This window comes from Xanthomonas sp. WHRI 8932A (assembly GCF_035012785.1).
Taxonomy (GTDB): domain Bacteria; phylum Pseudomonadota; class Gammaproteobacteria; order Xanthomonadales; family Xanthomonadaceae; genus Xanthomonas.
Window position 1 is genome coordinate 71,119 of the sequence record NZ_JAYGQQ010000007.1, and the last position, 18,479, is coordinate 89,597.

Sequence of the window (18,479 nt, forward strand, 5' to 3'; positions counted from 1 at the left end):
TCCAAACACCGATCGCTGACCAGGCAGCTGGCGGAAGACAGCGCGGGCAAATTCGGATAAAAGTGACCGCTGTTCAATCCTGACCCCCGCAATGACGTCTCCCACTGATCACGACCTTCTGCAGCTCGCCGAGTCGCTGAGCGCACAGTTACGCGCGGCGCGCGAGCGGCTGGTGACCGCCGAGAGCTGTACCGGCGGCTGGATTGCCAAGGCAATGACCGACATTGCCGGCTCTTCGGACTGGTTCGATTGCGGCATGGTCGCTTACAGCTACGAGGCCAAGCAGGCGCTGCTGCGGGTCAGGCCGCAGACGCTGGAGGTACATGGCGCGGTCAGCCGGGAAACCGTGATCGAAATGGTATCCGGTGCATTGGTGACCTCCGGTGGCAGCATTGCCGTCGCCGTGACCGGCATCGCCGGGCCGGGCGGTGGCAGCGAAGACAAACCGGTGGGCACGGTGTGGATCGGCTGGAAACGACGCGGCGGTTACGCCACGGCGCAGTTGTTCCAGTTCGACGGCGACCGCGATGCAGTCCGTCGTCAAACCGTAGTCGCGGCACTGCGTGGCTTGAGCGCGCTGCTATAGCGGACGTGCGGCAGCTGCTGCACTCACCGATGTTCCATCACTGACATCCATGACATCCATCCGGCAGCGGTCAATGTGCGTGCCCACGCCGGGATCGCTCAAGTTCCATGGTGTAGCGCTAGAGTTCGCTAGGGGAGCGCCGTGTTCGGATTGAGGTCCGCGCTCCCTGCAAGTGGGCGTTAACGTCTTCCCCACACGGCTCGTACCATTTGCTGCGCTTGCGCATGTACGCGTCTCTTCATCCGGGGAAGTTGATGAGCATCGAACGCTGCTATTGCACTGCACTTGCGCTTGCCGTTATCGCCGCAATTCAGACCCCGCTGTTGCATGCGCAAACGCAGGCAACTGCCGAGCACACCGAGCCGGCAACGCTGGCCGCGATGAAAGTCACCGCGCAAAAACGCGAAGAAGAACTGCAGGATGTGCCTGTGATCGTGTCGGTGCTGTCCGAGCAGCTCCTGCTGGACACGGGCGTGAACGACATCAAGGATTTACAGGTACTGGTGCCCGGCTTGATCGTCACTAGTACGCAGAGTGCGGCACAGACCAGCATCCGCATTCGCGGCATCGGTACCGTGGGCGACAATGCGGGCCTGGAAGCCTCGGTCGGCGTGGTCATCGACGGTGTGGCGCGTGCGCGCAACGGTGTGGCGTTCTCCGATCTGGGCGAACTAGAGCGCATCGAAGTGCTCAAGGGCCCGCAGGGCACGGTATTTGGCAAGAACACCTCCGCTGGCGTCGTCAACGTGGTGACCCGGCGGCCCAGCTTTACGCGCAGTGCCGATGCAGAAATCACCGCCGGTAATTTTGGCGCATTCGGGCTGGCCGCTGCGTTCAATGATGCGGTGGGTGAAACCGCCGCGCTACGCGTCTACGCGGCAAAGCGTCGCCGCGATGGTTTTGAAGACGTGGTCACCGGTAACGGCCCGCGTACCGATACACGCGACGGCGATCAGAATCTTGAGACCGGACGCGTCCAGCTGCTCTGGGAGCCGTCTCACGATCTGGCGATCAACTTCTCTGCCGATGCCACCAACCGCGCGGAGAATTGCTGCGTCACCGTCACCACCGAACGCGGGCCGCTGGCGGCGATCATGGATGCAGTCGCTCCGGGAGGTCAGGCCGGTATTCCGATTGCCGACCCGTCGCGCCGGCTGGCCTACAGCAATCGCGGCACCGTTCAGAACATTCGCGATCGCGGCGTGTCCGCGCAGGTCGACTGGACCACGCCCTGGCTAAACGAGGCGACGCTGACATCCATCACCGCACTGCGCGACTGGACGGCGGTCAACGGCTTGGACTTCGACTACAGCGCCGCCGATGTGCTGTACCGCGAGCCGCGCAAGGACGAGACGTTTACCGGCTTCAGAACCTTCAGTCAGGAGTTGCGCCTGGCCGGCTCCACCGAACGCGTGGACTGGATGATTGGCTTCTTCTATGCCGACGAAAGGCTGCGACGCAACGAGTCGTATCGCTTCGGAAGCGCCTACGAACCCTATCTTTCGACAGCACTGCTGGCGCGGATCAACCCGGCCTTGGCCACGCGTGCAGATGCACCGCGTTTTCTCGCCGATGCCACCGGCGTGCCGGCCGGTTCGCTGTTCCGCGGACTTGGTAGCCAGGATCGTTATCGTCAGGATGGCAAGAGCGTGGCGCTGTTTACCAACAACACCTGGCATGCGACCGATGCATTGGATGTGGTGATGGGTTTGCGCTACACGCACGAAAACAAGGTGCTGGCCTCGACCTACGACAATCCGGACGGCAGCCCGGCGTGCGCCAGTTATTTCGCTGCCAACGGGCAGTTGAATCCTGCGGCATTGCGCCGTATCGGCGCCGCCCTGGGTGCACGTGGCGTGCCTGCCACGGCGGTCCCGCTGATCGCGCCGCAGGTGATCGGATTCACCTGCCTGCCGTGGAGTAACGTGGCACACAACGGCCGCAGGACCCACCAGGAACTGACCGAGCGCGAATGGTCCGGGACCGTCAAACTGGCTTATCGCTGGAGCGACGAAGTGATGACGTATGCCTCGGCCGCCCGTGGCTACAAGGCCGGCGGCTTCAATCTGGACCGGGTGCAGTCGGCAGATGGCCTGTCCAGCGGCGCGCAAGGAATCGTGCCGGTAGACGACACCGCGTTTCCCGGCGAGTTCGTCAACAGTTTTGAATTGGGTGCCAAGACCACCTGGATGGACGGCAATCTGCTGTTGAATGCGGCGCTGTTCTACCAGAACGTCAGCGATTTCCAGCTCAACAATTTTCTCGGCACCAGCTTCGTGGTTCGCTCCGTGCCCACCGTGATTTCGCGGGGAATCGACACCGAATTGCTCTGGCAAACCGGCGTGCGTGGCTTGATGCTGCAAGGTGGGCTCAGCTACACGGATACCACGTATGGTGATGACCGTTTGCCCGACGTCGATCTTGCGCTGTTGCCGGGTAGCCGCATGAGCTTCGCACCGCGTTGGTCGGGCAATCTGTCGGCTACCTACGAACGCCCGTTGGGCAATCAGCTGACGGCGCGTTTCAATCTGGGCGCCAAATACTCATCCGATTTCAACGCCGGCACCGACCTGGACCCACAAAAGGTGCAGCCGGCCTACACCATCGTCAATGCCAGGGCCGGTATCGGCGCAGACGACAAGCGCTGGATGGTGGAAGCCTGGGCAGAGAATCTGGGCAACGAAACCTATCGTCAGGTCGTCATCGACGCGCCGCTGCAGGCCGGTTCCTGGAACGCATTTCTCGGCGCGCCGCGGACCTATGGGTTGACCTTGCGCCTTCGGTATTGAAGCCGCTGGGCCGCACTGCGTGCTGCGGGATCGAAGCGTCAACTCGCACGCGTGCCACACTGCGAGCTAAGCCCGCAGCGGACAGAAGCGCGACAGCGGCAGAGAGATCGGCTACAAACTAGAGTCTCTTCGCCAACCTTTGTGCCGATGTTCGGGTTTTCCGCTGCTGTGTTCGATACGTTGCCATCCATCTTCATCCGGCGCAGTCCGCCTGGTGCGTCGCCGGTTATTGCTGCGCAGGTGCGCCGGCTTGCGCGACGTGAGGCGGGGAGTCACGCGGCTGTCTTGCCGGCACGTGATGCTGGTAGGCCTGTGGTCCTGGATCGGTCGGTCCGCGAGGCATCGCTATTGCATCGAGAGATCGCTCACGTTGGGGCCTGCGCGCAGGCGTGTAGCGAGCCAGCCACCCGTTTCGAACCTGCGCAGGCGGTGCACTGATGTGGGAAGCGCTTGTCACCGTGCGTGACCTCGGGCGTCTGCAGGAAATCGCCTCGGTCCTGATTCGATACGGCTTTGGCGATGTGGTGCGCCGCATCGGGCTGGCCGATGTGCTCGAACGTGCCGGCAGGTTGCTGCACTGGAACAACGCCGAGGGCCGCTTGCGGATGTCCGCCGCCATGCGTGTGCGTCGTGCGCTGGAGGAACTCGGGCCAACCTTCGTCAAGCTGGGGCAAGTGCTGGCGACGCGTGTCGACTTGCTGTCGCCGGAATGGATCGAAGAACTGAGCGAACTGCAAAATGCGGTTCCTGCATTGCCGTTCGAACAGATCCGGCCGCAATTGGTCGCCGCATTGGGCGCAGAGCCGGAAAGCGTGTTCGCACGCTTGGACGAACAACCCCTGGCCGCTGCATCGCTGGCGCAAACGCATCGCGCCTGGCTGGCCGACGGCACGCCGGTGGTCTTGAAGATCCGTCGACCCGGCATCGGCGACACCATCGATGCGGATCTACGTCTGCTTGCACGGCTGGCTGACATCGTCGAAACGCGCGCACCCGATCTCAAGCGCTATCGCCCGGCTGAAGTGGTGCAGCAATTCACTGTCTCGCTGCGGCGCGAGCTGGACTTCGCCGCCGAGTGTCGCAATGCCGAGCGCATCGCCGCCAACTTCGCGCACGACCCGCAGGTGGTGGTGCCCGCGGTGTATTGGCAGTGGACCTGCGAGTCGCTCAATGTGCAGGAGTTCATCGATGGCATCCCAGGGCGCGACATGGTGTCGGTCGATGCGGCGGGGCTGGATCGCAAGGCGCTTGCGCGCACGGGTGCCGGCATCGTGCTCAAGATGGTGCTGCAGGACGGCTGCTTCCACGCCGACCCGCATCCGGGAAATATTTTCTATCTGCGCGACGGTCGTATCGCCGTCATCGATTTCGGCATGGTGGGGCGTGTGTCCGAACAGCGCCGTTTCCAGGTCGCGCAGCTGCTGCACGGCATGGTCAGCTACGACGCCGAGGCGGTCATCGATGTGCTGCTGGAGTGGGCCGGCACCAGCCTGGAGATCGACGAGGCGCGGCTGCAACAGGACATCGGTGCATTCGTCGACGAATACCGTGGCGTGCCGTTGAAAGAGCTACGCATCGGCGCGATGCTCGGCGACGTCACCGCCATCCTGCGCGATCACGGACTGACGCTGCCGTCGGATCTGGCGCTGATGATCAAGGCCTTTCTCACTCTCGAAGGGATGGGGCGCCAGCTGGATCCGGATTTCGACATGGCCACCGAAGCGCGGCCGTACCTGGAGCGCGTGGTGTTGCAGCGGTACGCACCCAGCGCCATGTTGCGCCGCAGTCGACGCACCGTGACCGGTGCGATCGATCTGATCGGCGATCTGCCACGCGATCTCAAGCGTCTGATCCAGGCCGCACGGCGCGGCAAGTTGCAGCTGCACGTGGAAACGCGCGCCCTGCGCGAGTTCGGCGAGCAGGTCGACCGCGCCGCCAATCGCCTCACCATGGGCATCGTGACCGCTGCCTTGGTGATCGGTTCGTCGATCGTTATGAACAGCGTCGGCGGGAGCGCCAGTCGATGGTTGCTGGCGCTGGGCGTTGGCGGATTCATCGGCGCCGGCTTGTGCGGCATCTGGATCCTGTTTTCGATCTGGCGCAGCCGGCGCTAGCGATCGGCAGGGCTGCCGGCCTTCTCGACAGGGGAAACTAGCTCTTGCGCTTGGCCTTGTTAGTAGTAATACTACTAACCATGGACCTGACCGATACCCAGCAAGCAATCCTGGCCTTGATCGCAGAGCGCATCGACGCCGACGGCGTCCCGCCTTCGCAGACCGAGATCGCCCGTGCCTTCGGCTTCAAGGGCGTGCGCGCCGCGCAGTACCACCTGGAGGCATTGGAGCAGGCTGGCGCGATCCGTCGCGTGCCGGGTCAGGCACGTGGCATCCGGCTGGCCGGGCAGGGCGCGCACTCGCGGACGCCGCCGGTCGCCGAGCCACTGCGCGACGACGTGCTGCGCCTGCCGGTGCTAGGGCGCGTTGCAGCGGGTCTGCCGATCGGTGCCGATATCGGGTCCGACGACTTCGTCGTGCTCGACCGGGTGTTCTTCTCGCCGTCGCCGGACTATCTGCTCAAGGTGCAGGGCGACTCGATGCGCGACGAAGGCATCTTTAACGGCGACCTGATCGGTGTCCACCGCACTCGCGACGCGCGCTCGGGGCAGATCGTCGTGGCCCGGATCGATGAAGAAATCACCGTCAAGTTGCTCAAGATCGGCAAGGACCGGATCCGGCTGCTGCCGCGCAACCCGGACTACGCCCCGATCGAAGTGTTGCCGGATCAGGATTTCGCCATCGAAGGCCTGTACTGCGGGCTGCTGAGACCCAATCGCTGAGGGCTGCACCGATGTCTGTGCTGGCGTTTTCCCCAGCCGGCATTGCAGGATTCGCCGCTGCCCGCACAGGATTCGCAACATTACGCTGAGTGTGTCGCCACCAGTCTCAGCCCGTGCGATACACCGCCGTTACATTTGCTCCACACCGAAATCACTGACAAGGATCACCCAGATGGATGAGAACAAGAAGCGCGCCCTTTCCGCCGCACTGAGCCAGATCGAAAAGCAATTCGGCAAGGGCTCCGTGATGCGCATGGGCGATCGCGTGATCGAGGCGGTCGAAATCATTCCGACCGGTTCGCTGATGTTGGACATCGCACTGGGGATCGGCGGCCTGCCGAAGGGCCGCGTCGTGGAAATCTACGGGCCGGAATCCTCGGGCAAGACCACCCTGACCCTGCAGGCCATTGCGCAGTGCCAGAAATTGGGTGGCACCGCTGCGTTCATCGACGCCGAGCATGCGCTCGACCCGATCTACGCGGGCAAGCTGGGCGTCAATGTCGACGATCTGCTGCTGTCGCAGCCGGATACCGGCGAACAAGCGTTGGAAATCGCCGACATGCTGGTGCGCTCGAGCTCGGTCGACATCGTGGTGATCGACTCGGTGGCTGCACTGACGCCGAAGGCGGAAATCGAAGGCGAGATGGGCGACCAGCTGCCAGGTCTGCAGGCACGTCTGATGAGCCAAGCGCTGCGCAAGCTGACCGGCAACATCAAGCGTTCCAACACCCTGGTGGTCTTCATCAATCAGCTGCGCCACAAGATCGGCGTCATGATGCCGGGTCAGAGCCCGGAAGTGACCACCGGCGGTAACGCGTTGAAGTTCTACGCCTCGGTGCGTCTGGACATCCGTCGTATCGGCGCGATCAAGAAAGGTGACGAGATCATCGGCAACCAGACCAAGATCAAGGTGGTCAAGAACAAGTTGGCGCCTCCGTTCAAGCAGGTCGTGACCGAAATCCTTTACGGCGAAGGCATCAGCCGCGAGGGCGAACTGATCGACATGGGCGTGGAAGCCAAGCTGGTGGACAAGGCAGGCGCCTGGTACAGCTATGGCGACGAGCGCATCGGTCAGGGTAAGGACAATGCACGCGGCTACCTGCGCGACAACCCGCAGGTGGCGGCCAAGCTCGAAGCCGAGCTGCGTGAGAAGTTCCAGCCCGCAGAAGCGCCGCGCGAAGCGGGCGACGACGCCGAGAAGGAATAAGCGCTACCGGCAGCAAGCGATTGCGGTCCGAGTGGGACGGCATGGCGCACATCCCGTCATGTTCCCGCAGGACATGACGGGCTGAAGCGCCTGGCAACAGCTCACTGCTGAGCGACCGGTAAGGCGGAGTTTTTCTATCGCGAGGACAGCGGAGTCAGTGCCGTTGCTTCTCGCGGTAGATCTATCGAAGGCCAGGAGGGCAGGCGCCATGGAAGGCGCATTGATTCAGCGATCGGGGACACGTCACGATGGACGAGCAAGAGCCCGCACCAAAGCGGGGGCGGCGGTTCAAAGAGCAGACGCCGGTCCAGCGCGCACTTGGTCTGCTGGTGCGGCGCGAGCACTCGCGCAAAGAATTAAACCGCAAGCTGCTGGCGCGCGGTATCGAGCCAGATGCCGCACAGGCGGCGGTGGAGCGGCTGGCTGGCGAGGGCTGGCAGGACGACACCCGGTTTGCTGCCGCGGTGGTGCGCAATCGTGCCGGCTCCGGCTACGGCCCCCTGCATATTCGTGCCGAACTCGGAACCCATGGCCTGGATAGCGAGGCAATCAGTGCCGCCATGGCGACGTTTGAAGGTGACTGGACCGAGAACGCGCGCGATCTGATCCGGCGCCGGTTCGGCGAGCAAGGCCCGGTAGATCTGCCGCAGCGACGCAAGGCCGCCGATCTGCTGGCCCGGCGCGGTTTCGACGGCAACAGTATTCGTAGCGCCACGCGCTTCGACCTTGAGGACTGAGGGCGTCAGGCCTGCTACCCTTCGTGGTTTCAGGTTGTTCCCCTCATCTGCGCCCACATCTCATTGGGTGACCGGGACTGCCGCCCGCCCAATGCCAGCTCATGAACGCACCTGCCAAATTCAGCACTTCCCAGATTCGTAGTGACTTCCTCGCGTTTTTCGAGGGGAAGGGTCACACCATCGTGCCGTCCGCGCCGCTGGTGCCGGGCAACGACCCAACCTTGCTGTTCACCAATTCCGGCATGGTCCAGTTCAAGGACGTCTTCCTTGGCGCGGAAAAACGCAGTTACGTGCGTGCTGCGGACGTGCAGCGCTGCCTGCGTGCCGGCGGCAAGCACAACGACCTGGACTCGGTGGGCTACACCGCGCGCCACCACACTTTCTTCGAAATGCTGGGCAACTGGTCGTTCGGCGACTACTTCAAGAAAGACGCCATCGCCTGGGCGTGGGAGCTGCTGACCCAGGTCTGGAAGCTGCCGGCCGACCGTCTGCTGGTGACCGTCTACCACACCGACGAAGAAGCCGTCGCCTTGTGGCGCGACATGATCGGCATTCCCGAAAGCCGCATCGTGCGTATCGGCGACAACAAGGGTGCGCCATACGCGTCCGATAATTTCTGGCAGATGGCCGACACCGGCCCGTGCGGCCCGTGTACCGAAATCTTCTTCGACCATGGCGATCACATCGCTGGCGGTCCGCCCGGTTCGCCTGACGAAGATGGCGATCGCTTCATCGAGATCTGGAATCTGGTCTTCATGCAGTTCGACCGTCAGCCCGACGGCACCCTGGTGCCGCTGCCGGCGCCGTGCGTGGATACCGGCATGGGGTTGGAGCGTCTGGCGGCGATCCTGCAGCACGTCCACACCAACTACGAGATCGATCTGTTCCAGGCCTTGATCGGCAAGGCCAGTGCGCTGACCGGCATCGCCGATCTGGAAAACAAGTCGCTGCGGGTGATCGCCGATCACATCCGCGCCTGTTCGTTCCTGATCGTCGATGGCGTGCTGCCTTCCAATGAAGGCCGTGGCTATGTGCTGCGCCGAATCATTCGGCGTGCGCTGCGGCATGGCTGGATGCTGGGCGTGCGCCAGCCGTTCTTCAGCAAGATGGTGCCCACCCTGGTCGAGCTGATGGGCGAGGCCTATCCGGAACTGGTGGTGGCGCAGGAAACAGTGGCGCGCGCCCTGCTGGCGGAAGAGGAGCGTTTCGCCGAGACGCTGGACGCCGGCATGAAGATCTTCGACGACGTTGCATCGCGCTCGCAGGACGTGATTCCCGGCGCGGATGCATTCCGTCTGTACGACACCTATGGCTTCCCCGTCGATCTGACCGCCGACATCGCACGCGAGCGCGGCATGCGCGTGGACATGGAGGGCTTCGATTTCGCCATGGAGCGTCAGCGCGAGACCGCGCGTGCGGCAGGCAAGTTCGGCGGCGGCGTCGCACTGCCCGCCGACTTGGTTGCGACCATGTCGCCGACCGTATTTCTGGGCTACGAGGCGTATGACGCCGACGCGCTGAAGGTTGTCGCGCTGCTCAAGCAGGGCCGCCCGGTCGAGCGTGCCGAAGCCGGCGATGAGGTCATCGTGTTCACCGATCGCACGCCGTTCTACGCCGAATCCGGCGGTCAGGTCGGCGATAGCGGGCAGTTGAGCACGGCCGATGTTTCCATCGACGTCGCAGACACGCAGAAGTTCGCCGGCCAGTTCCATGGGCATGTCGGACGCATCACCGAAGGCGCGCTGGCGCTGGGCGATGTGCTGGCAGGCGGCATCGACGTGCAGCGCCGCGGCAAGACCATCCTCAACCACTCGGCCACGCACTTGCTGCATGCCGCATTGCGCGAAGTGCTGGGCACGCATGTGCAGCAGAAGGGCTCGCTTGTGGCGCCCGACCGCTTGCGTTTCGACTTCTCGCATTTCCAGCCCATCACTGCGGAAGAACTGGCAGTGGTCGAGCGCAAGGTCAATGCCGAGGTGCGCACCAACCACAGTGTCGAAGTGCACAACATGGCCATGCAGGAAGCGCTGGATTTCGGTGCGATGGCCTTGTTCGGCGAGAAATATGGCGAGCACGTGCGCGTGCTGAAGATGGGGGGGTATTCCACCGAGCTGTGTGGCGGTACCCATGTCAGCCGCACCGGCGACATCGGTCTGTTCAAGATCACCTCCGAAGGCGGCGTGTCGTCGGGCGTGCGTCGTATCGAGGCGGTGACCGGGCAGGGCGCGCTGGATTACGTTGCCGATGAAGAACGCCGGCTGTTCGAGGCGGCAAGCCTGCTTGGCGGCAACACCACCGAGGTGGTCGACAAGGTGCGCGCACTGACCGAGCGTCAGAAGCGTCTTGAGCGCGAGCTGGAATCGCTGAAGGCCAAGCTGGCCTCCGGCGCGACCGCAGATCTTGGCGCCAGTGCTGTCGACGTGGACGGGGTCAAGGTAGTTGCCGTACGTCTGGAAGGATTCGATGCAAAGGCGCTACGCGAGGCGATGGACCGCTTGAAGCAGCAACTCGGCGATTCGGTGATCGTGCTGGCCGGTGCATCGGCGGGCAAGGTTGCGCTTGTCGCCGGCGTGAATGGCAGCCCAACTGGCAAGGTGAAGGCGGGGGAACTCCTCGGCCATATCGCCAGTCAGATCGGAGGCAAGGGCGGTGGCCGTCCGGATCTCGCCCAGGGTGGTGGCGAGGACGGGCCCGCCCTTGCGACCGCACTCGACGGTGTGCCCTCCTGGGTCAAGCAACACTTGGGCTGAACACTTGTCCTGCTATGCCTTGCTGGCTAGCAGGATGTCCCGCTACCATTTCTGGTCTATTCCCTTTACCTAGGGCGCGTCTCACTCACGAGGCCGTCGATGCTGGTGGGAAATCCACCGGTTCCAGGAGATTTGCAAAATGTTGATCCTCACTCGCCGGGTAGGCGAAACCTTGATGATCGGCGACTCGGTCACTGTTACCGTGCTCGGCGTCAAGGGTAATCAGGTGCGTATTGGCATTACCGCACCGAAAGATGTGGCTGTGCATCGCGAAGAGATTTATCAGCGCATCCAACGTGGGGACGAGCCGGTCGCCTCTGGCGCGCATCACGGCGACGATTCTTCGAATTGATCGTCATAAAGGGTTTACGTTAGCCCCTGTTACCCGGTATTCTTCGCGGCCTGCCACGGACATCGCGGCAGGACGCAAAAACTGGAGCGATGCCCGAGCGGCTGAAGGGGCTCCCCTGCTAAGGGAGTATAGGGTCAAAAGCTCTATCGAGGGTTCGAATCCCTCTCGCTCCGCCAGTGTTCTAGACGCCCGCAAATCCTTGATTTGCGGGCGTTTTTATTTGGGTTGATGGGTGTAGTCAGCGGTGATCGCCAGCTGTGACGTCAAATTCCATCGCCACTGCCATCGCCACTGCCTTTGATGGATTGCGAACCGTACGCTCGCTCTTGCTCGGGTGCCTGCTCGGCGGTCATGCCTTCCTGTGCTGTTGTTCCTCGATCGCTGCGTTCTTCATGGCCGCCGCCGGGGATCTTTGCATCGCTCATGGTTGAGGGCGCTGCGGTGCGAGCTGTGTTGCATCGAAGGCGTGAATCCGCGATGCCTGCAACAGGCGGGTGTGTTAATCGACGATGCGTGGGACAGGCGATCGGCAGCTGTGTTGCGGGAGGCTCAGGCATCTTGCGAAGCATGCGCGGCGGCGTTGCCGCTGCACGTGGCAGCGCTGGCTTCTTGGTCAAGGCTTATCGTCATCGCTTCCGATAACTGACAGCTACCGCGCCAGACGCGCATTCGTGAGTGTGCGTCGCGGGTTGGTGGCTTGAGCGATGTCGGATTGCCGCGGGATGATATGACTGGTGTGCTGGCATTGCGCCCTGGGTGAGGCCGCAACCGCCATAAATCGCAACCGACATGCAGTTGCCGGGTCTGATGGGCGCCATCCGCCATCCGCCATCCGCTAACCGCTAACCGCTAACCGTATCGGTCGCGTCGTCGACCATTTCGGCACCGAGTGTCGCTGTTCAAGCGATATGTATCGGGTCGCCTGCCACCTGGCTCGGTCGGCGCGTTGTTCTTGGCTTGTTGCCCTGTTGCGTGCCCTCATGCTTTTTGATGTTCGAAAAATAGGCGCGTTTGGAGGGAGCGGTTAGCGGGCTGCGAAACCATCTTCGCTTGCCGCTTGCCGCTTGCCGCTTGCCGCTATTTCCCGCCATGCAAACAGCAAACAGCAAACTGTAGGGTCAATCTCCTGCGTTCAAGTTCGCAGATCACCTACTGCGCTAACTGCAGAACTAAGGCCTAAGAACTAAGGAAGCTCTGAACAATTCGTTCGCGTGTTTTCGATCCAAACTCCTGGCAGTCTTCACTACGCGCAACGGCTTGATTTTCAGTATGGAAGACCACCGCGTTCGAGCGACATCCCAGGATCACTCGTTCCGCGGCGAGTCGCTCAGGCCTTACCCAAGCTGCTGGGCTTGCCTTCTTGCTGGTGCGTTTTGCCCGGCGTCCCCATCTTGCTGCTAGTTGCCGGTTCCTTGTTCAAGGCGGCAACTTTTTTGCCACACGCGTGTTCCAGTGCGCGTGCCTCGCCGATGCACGACGATGCTGCGAGAGGACGTGGCCGATCTTTATCTGAGCCTCGTTCTGCCGATGATCCTGCGCATGTTGCCGCGTCGGTGACGCCGCCAGTGATGTTGGCAGTGATCTCTGCATGGCGAGAGATGCTGTGGAGCGTGTGGCGCTGTCGACGGAGTCGCTATGCAACGGGTAAGTCGTCGGTCGCTCGAAAATGCAGAAGCCAGCGGTCCGGAGAGCCGGTCGCATCCGCCAGTGTGAGCGGCGTTTATGGGTGCTTTTTTCCAACGATGCAAGACGGAGGAGCGCCCATCGCGAGCGATCGCCGATACGCTGGCGCTGCGCGCGCCTTGGCGGCCAACGTACGGCATCAGCCACTGTGTTGCAGATCGGAGAAGAAAGTCTGGTCTCCCTTGTACGCCAGGAAACAAGGCCTCGACTTTACGCTGGCGCTGCGCGCACCTTTGCGGCCAACGCACTGCATCCGCCCTTGTCTTGCAGATCGGAGAAGAAGAGTCTGGTCTTCCTTGCATACCCGGAAATAGGGTCTCGACTTTGGGAACGCTGGGGCATGAAGAGGATGATCAGAGAGAGACCGTCTGACATCTGAACCACTCGACTCTATGGCAAGCGAAGGGGGTCAAGTACGGCGCGTGCGTGTCGCTAAAGACGTGACCCATATCTCGGATTTCGACGTGATGCGCCTACCGTTGCTTGGACGCCTGTTCTCTTCCTGGAGCCGTGGGCTGCAGCACAAGGCCAATGCAGTGGATCGGGTGATGGCGGTGATCGAATTCGATCTGGACGGCCGCATTCTGGATGCCAATCAGAACTTCCTCACGCTCATGGGATACCGGCGTGACGAGGTGGTTGGCCAGCATCACCGCATGTTCGTGACGACGAGTGATCGCGACAGCGAGAGCTATCGCCAGTTCTGGGATGCGTTACGGCGTGGCGACTTCAATGCCGGGCGCTTTTGCCGACTGGATAAACACGGTCGCGAGGTCTGGATCAATGCCTCCTACAACCCGCTACTGGATCGTGCGGGCAAGGCCTACCGCGTGGTGAAGTACGCCACCGACATCACCGAGCAGGTCCGTCAGACCGCCGATTTCGAAGGGCGCATCGATGCGATCGACAAGGTGATGGCGGTGATCGAATTTTCGCTGGATGGCACGGTGCTCGATGCCAACCAGAACTTCCTGCAGGTCATGGGCTATCGGCTCGATGAGATACGCGGCAAGCACCACGGCATGTTCGTGGAGGCGCAGACGCGTCAATCGGCGTCCTATCGCGCGTTCTGGGATTCGCTTGGACGCGGTGCATTCGATGCTGGTCGCTACAAGCGCATCGGCAAGGATGGCAGGGAAGTGTGGATCCAGGCGTCCTACAACCCGGTTCTCGACGAACTCGGTCGCCCTTACAAGGTGGTCAAGTACGCCACCGACGTCACCCGTCAGGTCATCGATTCGGCCGATGCGGATGGGCGCATACAGGCCATCGACAAGGTGATGGGCGTGATCGAGTTTGATCTGCACGGCCGAGTGCTGAGTGCCAACGATAATTTCCTGGCGATTCTTGGTTACTCGTCGAACGAGGCCATTGGCCAGCATCACGGGGTGTTCGTCGATGCGGCCTATCGCGCCTCCGACGAATACCGGCATTTCTGGGCAAAGCTGGCGCGCGGCCAGTTCGACGCGGGGCGGTATCGGCGGTTGCGCAAGGATGGCAGCGCGGTGTGGATCCAGGCGTCCTACAACCCGATCCTGGATGTCTCCGGGCGCCCGTACAAGGTGGTCAAGTACGCCACCGACGTGACCGATCAAGTGCGCTCTGCCGAGCGCATGCGCGACCTGATGCGGCAGACCATGAGCATCGCGCAGAACGTGCAGCGCGAGTCGCATCATATTTCTGCCAGTAACCAGGAGCTGGTCAGCCGGGTGTCCACGCAGTCCAGCGCCGTGGCGCAGACCTCGAGCACGATCGATCAACTGGCCGCCACCGTGCGCACCAATTCCGAAAATGCCGGCTCGGCCCGACGCATGGCCGAGGATTCGGCTGCGGTGGCGCGGCGCGGTGCAGACGTCATCGCCGACGTGGTCAAGACCACCGCCGGCATTCGATCGGCAACCGACCGCATCGGTCAGATCATCGAAGTGATCGACGGCATCGCGTTTCAGACCAACATTCTGGCGCTCAACGCGGCGGTGGAAGCGGCGCGCGCCGGCGAGCAGGGACGCGGGTTTGCGGTGGTCGCCACCGAGGTGCGCAGCCTGGCGCAGCGCTGCGGCGTGTCGGCCAGGGAGATTCGTTCCCTGATCGACAATGCGACCAACCAGGTCGGCGATGGCTCGCGCCTGGCCGAACAGGCCGGCGTGGTGATGCAGGACGTGGTGGCCTCGGTACTGCGTGTCACCGCGACGGTGGAGCAGATCGCCGCCGCCAGTCACGAGCAGGCGCTGGATATTTCGACTGCGAACACGGCGCTGCACTCCATTGGCGTGCAGGCGCGCGACCAGGCGCAGATGGTCGACGATCTGGCGCGGTCGGCACGCGTGCTGGAAGCCGATGCGGACGCGTTGTTCGCGCTGGTCAATGGCGATGCCGACGGAGCTGCGCAGCCCGACGCGCCGTTCAAATCGCAGGCCGCATAACGGCCAATCGCTGAGACTGCGACCCCGGTGGCCGGGTGTCGAAGCCTTCGTCTTTGGCGCTGAAGACTGGCGTCATGTCGTGTCGCGGTGCGTGTAAGCCAAGCGTTGTCGCAGCAAGGTAAGGCAAGCGCACGAACCACACGCACAGCGTCGCGCTCAGATTTTCGCGCGCAGCACAAAGCCCGCTAGCGCGGGCCTTGTGCGTTGGGGGCAGCGCCGCTTGCAACACATGAATGTCGCGTGCGCTGCAAGAGCCGTGAGCGGCTTACTTCGGCAGATCGAACACCAGTACTTCGGCGTCGCGTGCGTCGGCCAGCACGATCTCCGGCTCGCCGATGACCTGCACCGCATCGCCAGCCGACAACGCCTGTCCATTGACGCTCAGGCTGCCGCGGGCCACTTGCACGTAGCCGATGCGGCCTTCAGCCAGCGGCTGCTGCAGGCGTACGTCGCCATCGAGGATCGATGCATACAGCCGTGCGTCCTGGTGCAGGCGCAGCGAGCCGTCATCACCAGCCGGCGAGGCGATCAGACGCAGCTGGTTGCGCTTGCTGTCGGCATCGAAATGCTTTTCTTCGTAGCTGGGCTCGATACCGTTGCGCTCGGGCATCACCCAGATCTGCAGGAAGTGCACCGGCTCGCTGGACGAATGATTGAACTCGCTATGGGTCACGCCGCTGCCGGCGCTCATGCGCTGCACATCGCCGTAGTGCAGCACCGAACCGGTGCCCATGCTGTCCTTGTGTTCCAGCGCGCCGTCCAGGACGTAGGAAATGATCTCCATGTCGCGGTGGGCGTGGGTGCCGAAGCCTTCGCCTGGGGTCACCTTGTCTTCGTTGATTACCCGCAGCGGGCCGATGCCCATGTGGCGCGGGTCGTGGTAGCTGGCGAAGGAGAAGGTGTGGCGCGAAGACAGCCAGCCATGCTCGGCACGGCCACGGGTTTCGCTCTTGCGGACATTCAACATGTTGCTTCTCCTTGAAAGATTCGAATTGGCGCCGGGGGTGAATCGGTGTCCCTGCGGCTTGATGCGTAGTCTCCGCCTCTGCCGATCAGAGAAAAAGCGAGTAGATTTGGCTGCTACCATCGAAAAATTCGAACAATGAAAATCAGCCTGGAAGCGCTACAGATCCTGGATGCGATCGACCGTCGCGGCTCGTTCACCGCGGCGGCCAAGGTGTTGTTCAAGGTGCCCTCGACGATCTCGTACACGGTTTCCAAGTTGGAAGACGATCTAGGCGTGCAGCTGTTCGAGCGGGTGGGGCCGAAGGCAACGCCGACCCAGGCCGGGCGCGAACTGCTGCGCGAAGGGCGCAACCTGCTGCGTGCCGCGCAGGAGCTGGAGGTGCGCGTGCGGCGCGTCGCCTCGGGCTGGGAGTCGGACTTTGCGATCGGACTGGATGCGATGTTGCCGGCTGCACTGCTGCAGGCGCAGATCCTGGACTTCTACGCCGTGGCCGACAGCACCCGGCTGCGGGTGCTCAGCGAGTCGCTGTCCGGCAGCTGGGAGGCGCTACTGGACCGGCGCGTGGATTTGATTGTGGCGGCGGGCGAGGGGCCAAGCGGCGGTGGTTATGTCGCCGAACAGATCGGCACCGTGCGCTTTGTGTTCGCAGTGGCCGCGACGCATCCGTTGGCCGGCGCTCAGCTGCTCGGTGCGACCGAGCTGGCCGACCATCGCGCGATTGCCGTGGCGGACTCGGCGCGGCGTCTGCTGCCGCGCACGGTCGGCCTGTTGTCCGGCCGCGATGTGCTGACCGTGCCGGACATGCACACCAAGTTGCTGCTGCAATTGGCCGGGGCAGGCTACGGGTTTCTGCCTGAGCCGTATGCGCAGGGGGCGCTGCTGGAGGGCCGTTTGCGCCAGGTGCCGGTGGAAGCGCACAAGGCCGACGAGACCTTCTCCCTGGCGTGGCGGCCGGGAGAAGAGGGCGAGGCGCTTGGCTGGTGGCGGCGCGCGTTGCGGGCCGACGGTCTGTTCGAGCGATGGTTGCAAGCGCTTGCCGAAACGTATCGTTTCGCTGCCGCCGGGCAGTCGCAAACGTGATCAAGAGCGGATAATGACCGTTCGCCGTCGCGCAGGGTCGTCGCATGCAAGGCTTGATCGAACAGTACGGATTGGCGCTGGTGTTTGCCAACGTGCTGGCGTTGTCGCTCGGGCTGCCGGTGCCAGCGCTGCCGACGCTGGTGCTGGTCGGCGCCGGTTACGCGCTGCGCGGTGGAAGCGAGGCGTGGCTGGCGGGTCTTGCCGCGTGGGGCGTGTCGGTGCTGGCGAGTCTGCTTGGCGACTTGGTGTGGTATCTGGCAGGCCGTCGTTTTGGCAATCGCACCTTGCAGTCGCTGTGCCGGTTGTCGCTGTCGCGCGATACCTGCATGAAGCAGACCGAGCGATTCTTCTCGCGGTGGGGCGTGCGCGTGCTGGCGGTGGCCAAGTTCGTGCCGGGCCTGTCGATGGTGTCGGTCCCGATGGCTGGTGCGATGCGGGTGCGGCCGGGCGCGTTTCTGCGTTACGACGCGTTCGGCGCTTCGCTGTGGGCATTGGTCGGGCTGGGTCTTGGGGCGGTGTTCGCCCATCAGGTGCAGGACGTGCTCGTGTTCTTGTCCGAGCTTGGTTCCGGTGCGGTGGTGGTGTTGGCCGCGCTGCTGGCCTGCTACGTCGGGTGGCGCTGGTGGCGGCGTCACACGCTGCTGCGCTCGCTGGAGCAGGCGCGTATTGCAGTGGACGAGCTGGTGCCGCTGCTGGACGGTGACGAGAGCCTGCGGCCGACGGTGCTGGATATCCGTGCGCCGGGATATCGCGACCTGCAGCCGTACACGATTCCTGGTGCGGTGTTTGCCGACGAACGCCAGCTTGCGCAGATTCTGGCCAGCGTGCCGCGCGATCGCAGTGTGGTGATTTATTGCGCGTGTCCCGATGAAGTGTCTGCGGCGTGGCTGGCCGGCCGGATGCGCGAGCGTGGCTATCGCGATGTGCGTCCGTTGCTGGGCGGGCTGGATGCATGGCGCGATGCCGGGCATCCGGTGACCTCGTTATTGCCGGTGGTGGTGGTCGGCCAGTCGGATGCTGTGGGCGCTACCGCGTGAGCGTTCTGCGTCCTGTTCGATAAGAACAGCTC

At 63.2% G+C, this 18,479-nt stretch carries 13 protein-coding genes and 1 tRNA gene; 12 read left to right on the top strand and 2 right to left on the bottom strand.

The genetic code is table 11. From position 1 onward, the window contains the following. Positions 1-91: 91 nt before the first annotated feature. From VC212_RS12685 to VC212_RS12725, 9 genes are all read left to right on the top strand, one after another. Positions 92-586: a CinA family protein gene (locus tag VC212_RS12685; protein ID WP_005992383.1), complete on the top strand. Its 495-nt coding sequence runs from the start codon at positions 92-94 to the stop codon at positions 584-586. A 254-nt stretch (positions 587-840) separates the two neighbouring features. Continuing rightward, entirely contained in the window at positions 841-3,375 is a 2,535-nt protein-coding gene (locus tag VC212_RS12690; RefSeq protein ID WP_323525988.1) for a TonB-dependent receptor, read from the top strand. Positions 3,376-3,812: 437 nt separating this feature from the next. Continuing rightward, entirely contained in the window at positions 3,813-5,489 is a 1,677-nt protein-coding gene (gene ubiB / locus VC212_RS12695) for a 2-polyprenylphenol 6-hydroxylase (RefSeq protein WP_323525989.1), read from the top strand. A gap of 80 nt (positions 5,490-5,569) precedes the next feature. Beyond that, on the top strand, positions 5,570-6,211 hold the full coding sequence (gene lexA / locus VC212_RS12700) for a transcriptional repressor LexA (protein ID WP_055844265.1): 642 nt from the start codon (positions 5,570-5,572) through the stop codon (positions 6,209-6,211). Positions 6,212-6,383: 172 nt separating this feature from the next. Continuing rightward, complete coding sequence (gene recA, locus VC212_RS12705) at positions 6,384-7,418, top strand: recombinase RecA (RefSeq protein ID WP_055844262.1); 1,035 nt, start codon at positions 6,384-6,386, stop codon at positions 7,416-7,418. A 248-nt stretch (positions 7,419-7,666) separates the two neighbouring features. Further along, on the top strand, positions 7,667-8,155 hold the full coding sequence (recX, locus tag VC212_RS12710; protein ID WP_055844260.1) for a recombination regulator RecX: 489 nt from the start codon (positions 7,667-7,669) through the stop codon (positions 8,153-8,155). Between the two features lie 101 nt (positions 8,156-8,256). Further along, positions 8,257-10,905, top strand: coding sequence for an alanine--tRNA ligase (alaS, locus tag VC212_RS12715; protein ID WP_323525990.1), 2,649 nt, complete (start codon positions 8,257-8,259; stop codon positions 10,903-10,905). A 139-nt stretch (positions 10,906-11,044) separates the two neighbouring features. Beyond that, the gene (csrA, locus tag VC212_RS12720; protein WP_003481884.1) at positions 11,045-11,257 is read left to right on the top strand and encodes a carbon storage regulator CsrA; all 213 of its coding nucleotides are present in this window, start codon (positions 11,045-11,047) and stop codon (positions 11,255-11,257) included. Between the two features lie 83 nt (positions 11,258-11,340). Further along, positions 11,341-11,433, top strand: a tRNA-Ser gene (locus VC212_RS12725). Between the two features lie 87 nt (positions 11,434-11,520). Here VC212_RS12725 and VC212_RS12730 read toward each other — a convergent pair. Beyond that, positions 11,521-11,682: a hypothetical protein gene (locus VC212_RS12730; protein ID WP_323525991.1), complete on the bottom strand. Its 162-nt coding sequence runs from the start codon at positions 11,680-11,682 to the stop codon at positions 11,521-11,523. A 1,749-nt stretch (positions 11,683-13,431) separates the two neighbouring features. Between VC212_RS12730 and VC212_RS12735 the strand changes: the two genes are divergently transcribed. Continuing rightward, a complete protein-coding gene (locus VC212_RS12735) occupies positions 13,432-15,363 on the top strand; it encodes a PAS domain-containing methyl-accepting chemotaxis protein (protein WP_323526079.1) in 1,932 nt (643 codons plus the stop codon). Between the two features lie 265 nt (positions 15,364-15,628). Here VC212_RS12735 and VC212_RS12740 read toward each other — a convergent pair whose 3' ends face one another. Beyond that, complete coding sequence (locus VC212_RS12740; protein ID WP_055844255.1) at positions 15,629-16,330, bottom strand: pirin family protein; 702 nt, start codon at positions 16,328-16,330, stop codon at positions 15,629-15,631. A 135-nt stretch (positions 16,331-16,465) separates the two neighbouring features. Between VC212_RS12740 and VC212_RS12745 the strand changes: the two genes are divergently transcribed. After that, positions 16,466-17,410, top strand: a complete 945-nt coding sequence (locus VC212_RS12745) for a LysR substrate-binding domain-containing protein (protein ID WP_115527613.1) — start codon at positions 16,466-16,468, stop codon at positions 17,408-17,410. A gap of 44 nt (positions 17,411-17,454) precedes the next feature. Then, positions 17,455-18,447, top strand: coding sequence for a DedA family protein/thiosulfate sulfurtransferase GlpE (locus VC212_RS12750; RefSeq protein ID WP_115561861.1), 993 nt, complete (start codon positions 17,455-17,457; stop codon positions 18,445-18,447). The last annotated feature ends 32 nt before the right edge of the window (positions 18,448-18,479 follow it).

What these genes read in the sequence shown, in the direction of transcription:
- VC212_RS12685 (WP_005992383.1), top strand. Translation starts at nt 92, where the DNA reads ATGACGTCTCCCACTGATCACGACCTTCTGCAGCTCGCCGAGTCGCTG.
- VC212_RS12690 (WP_323525988.1), top strand. Translation starts at nt 841, where the DNA reads ATGAGCATCGAACGCTGCTATTGCACTGCACTTGCGCTTGCCGTTATC.
- ubiB (WP_323525989.1), top strand. Translation starts at nt 3,813, where the DNA reads ATGTGGGAAGCGCTTGTCACCGTGCGTGACCTCGGGCGTCTGCAGGAA.
- lexA (WP_055844265.1), top strand. Translation starts at nt 5,570, where the DNA reads ATGGACCTGACCGATACCCAGCAAGCAATCCTGGCCTTGATCGCAGAG.
- recA (WP_055844262.1), top strand. Translation starts at nt 6,384, where the DNA reads ATGGATGAGAACAAGAAGCGCGCCCTTTCCGCCGCACTGAGCCAGATC.
- recX (WP_055844260.1), top strand. Translation starts at nt 7,667, where the DNA reads ATGGACGAGCAAGAGCCCGCACCAAAGCGGGGGCGGCGGTTCAAAGAG.
- alaS (WP_323525990.1), top strand. Translation starts at nt 8,257, where the DNA reads ATGAACGCACCTGCCAAATTCAGCACTTCCCAGATTCGTAGTGACTTC.
- csrA (WP_003481884.1), top strand. Translation starts at nt 11,045, where the DNA reads ATGTTGATCCTCACTCGCCGGGTAGGCGAAACCTTGATGATCGGCGAC.
- VC212_RS12730 (WP_323525991.1), bottom strand. Translation starts at nt 11,682, where the DNA reads ATGAGCGATGCAAAGATCCCCGGCGGCGGCCATGAAGAACGCAGCGAT.
- VC212_RS12740 (WP_055844255.1), bottom strand. Translation starts at nt 16,330, where the DNA reads ATGTTGAATGTCCGCAAGAGCGAAACCCGTGGCCGTGCCGAGCATGGC.
- VC212_RS12745 (WP_115527613.1), top strand. Translation starts at nt 16,466, where the DNA reads ATGAAAATCAGCCTGGAAGCGCTACAGATCCTGGATGCGATCGACCGT.
- VC212_RS12750 (WP_115561861.1), top strand. Translation starts at nt 17,455, where the DNA reads ATGCAAGGCTTGATCGAACAGTACGGATTGGCGCTGGTGTTTGCCAAC.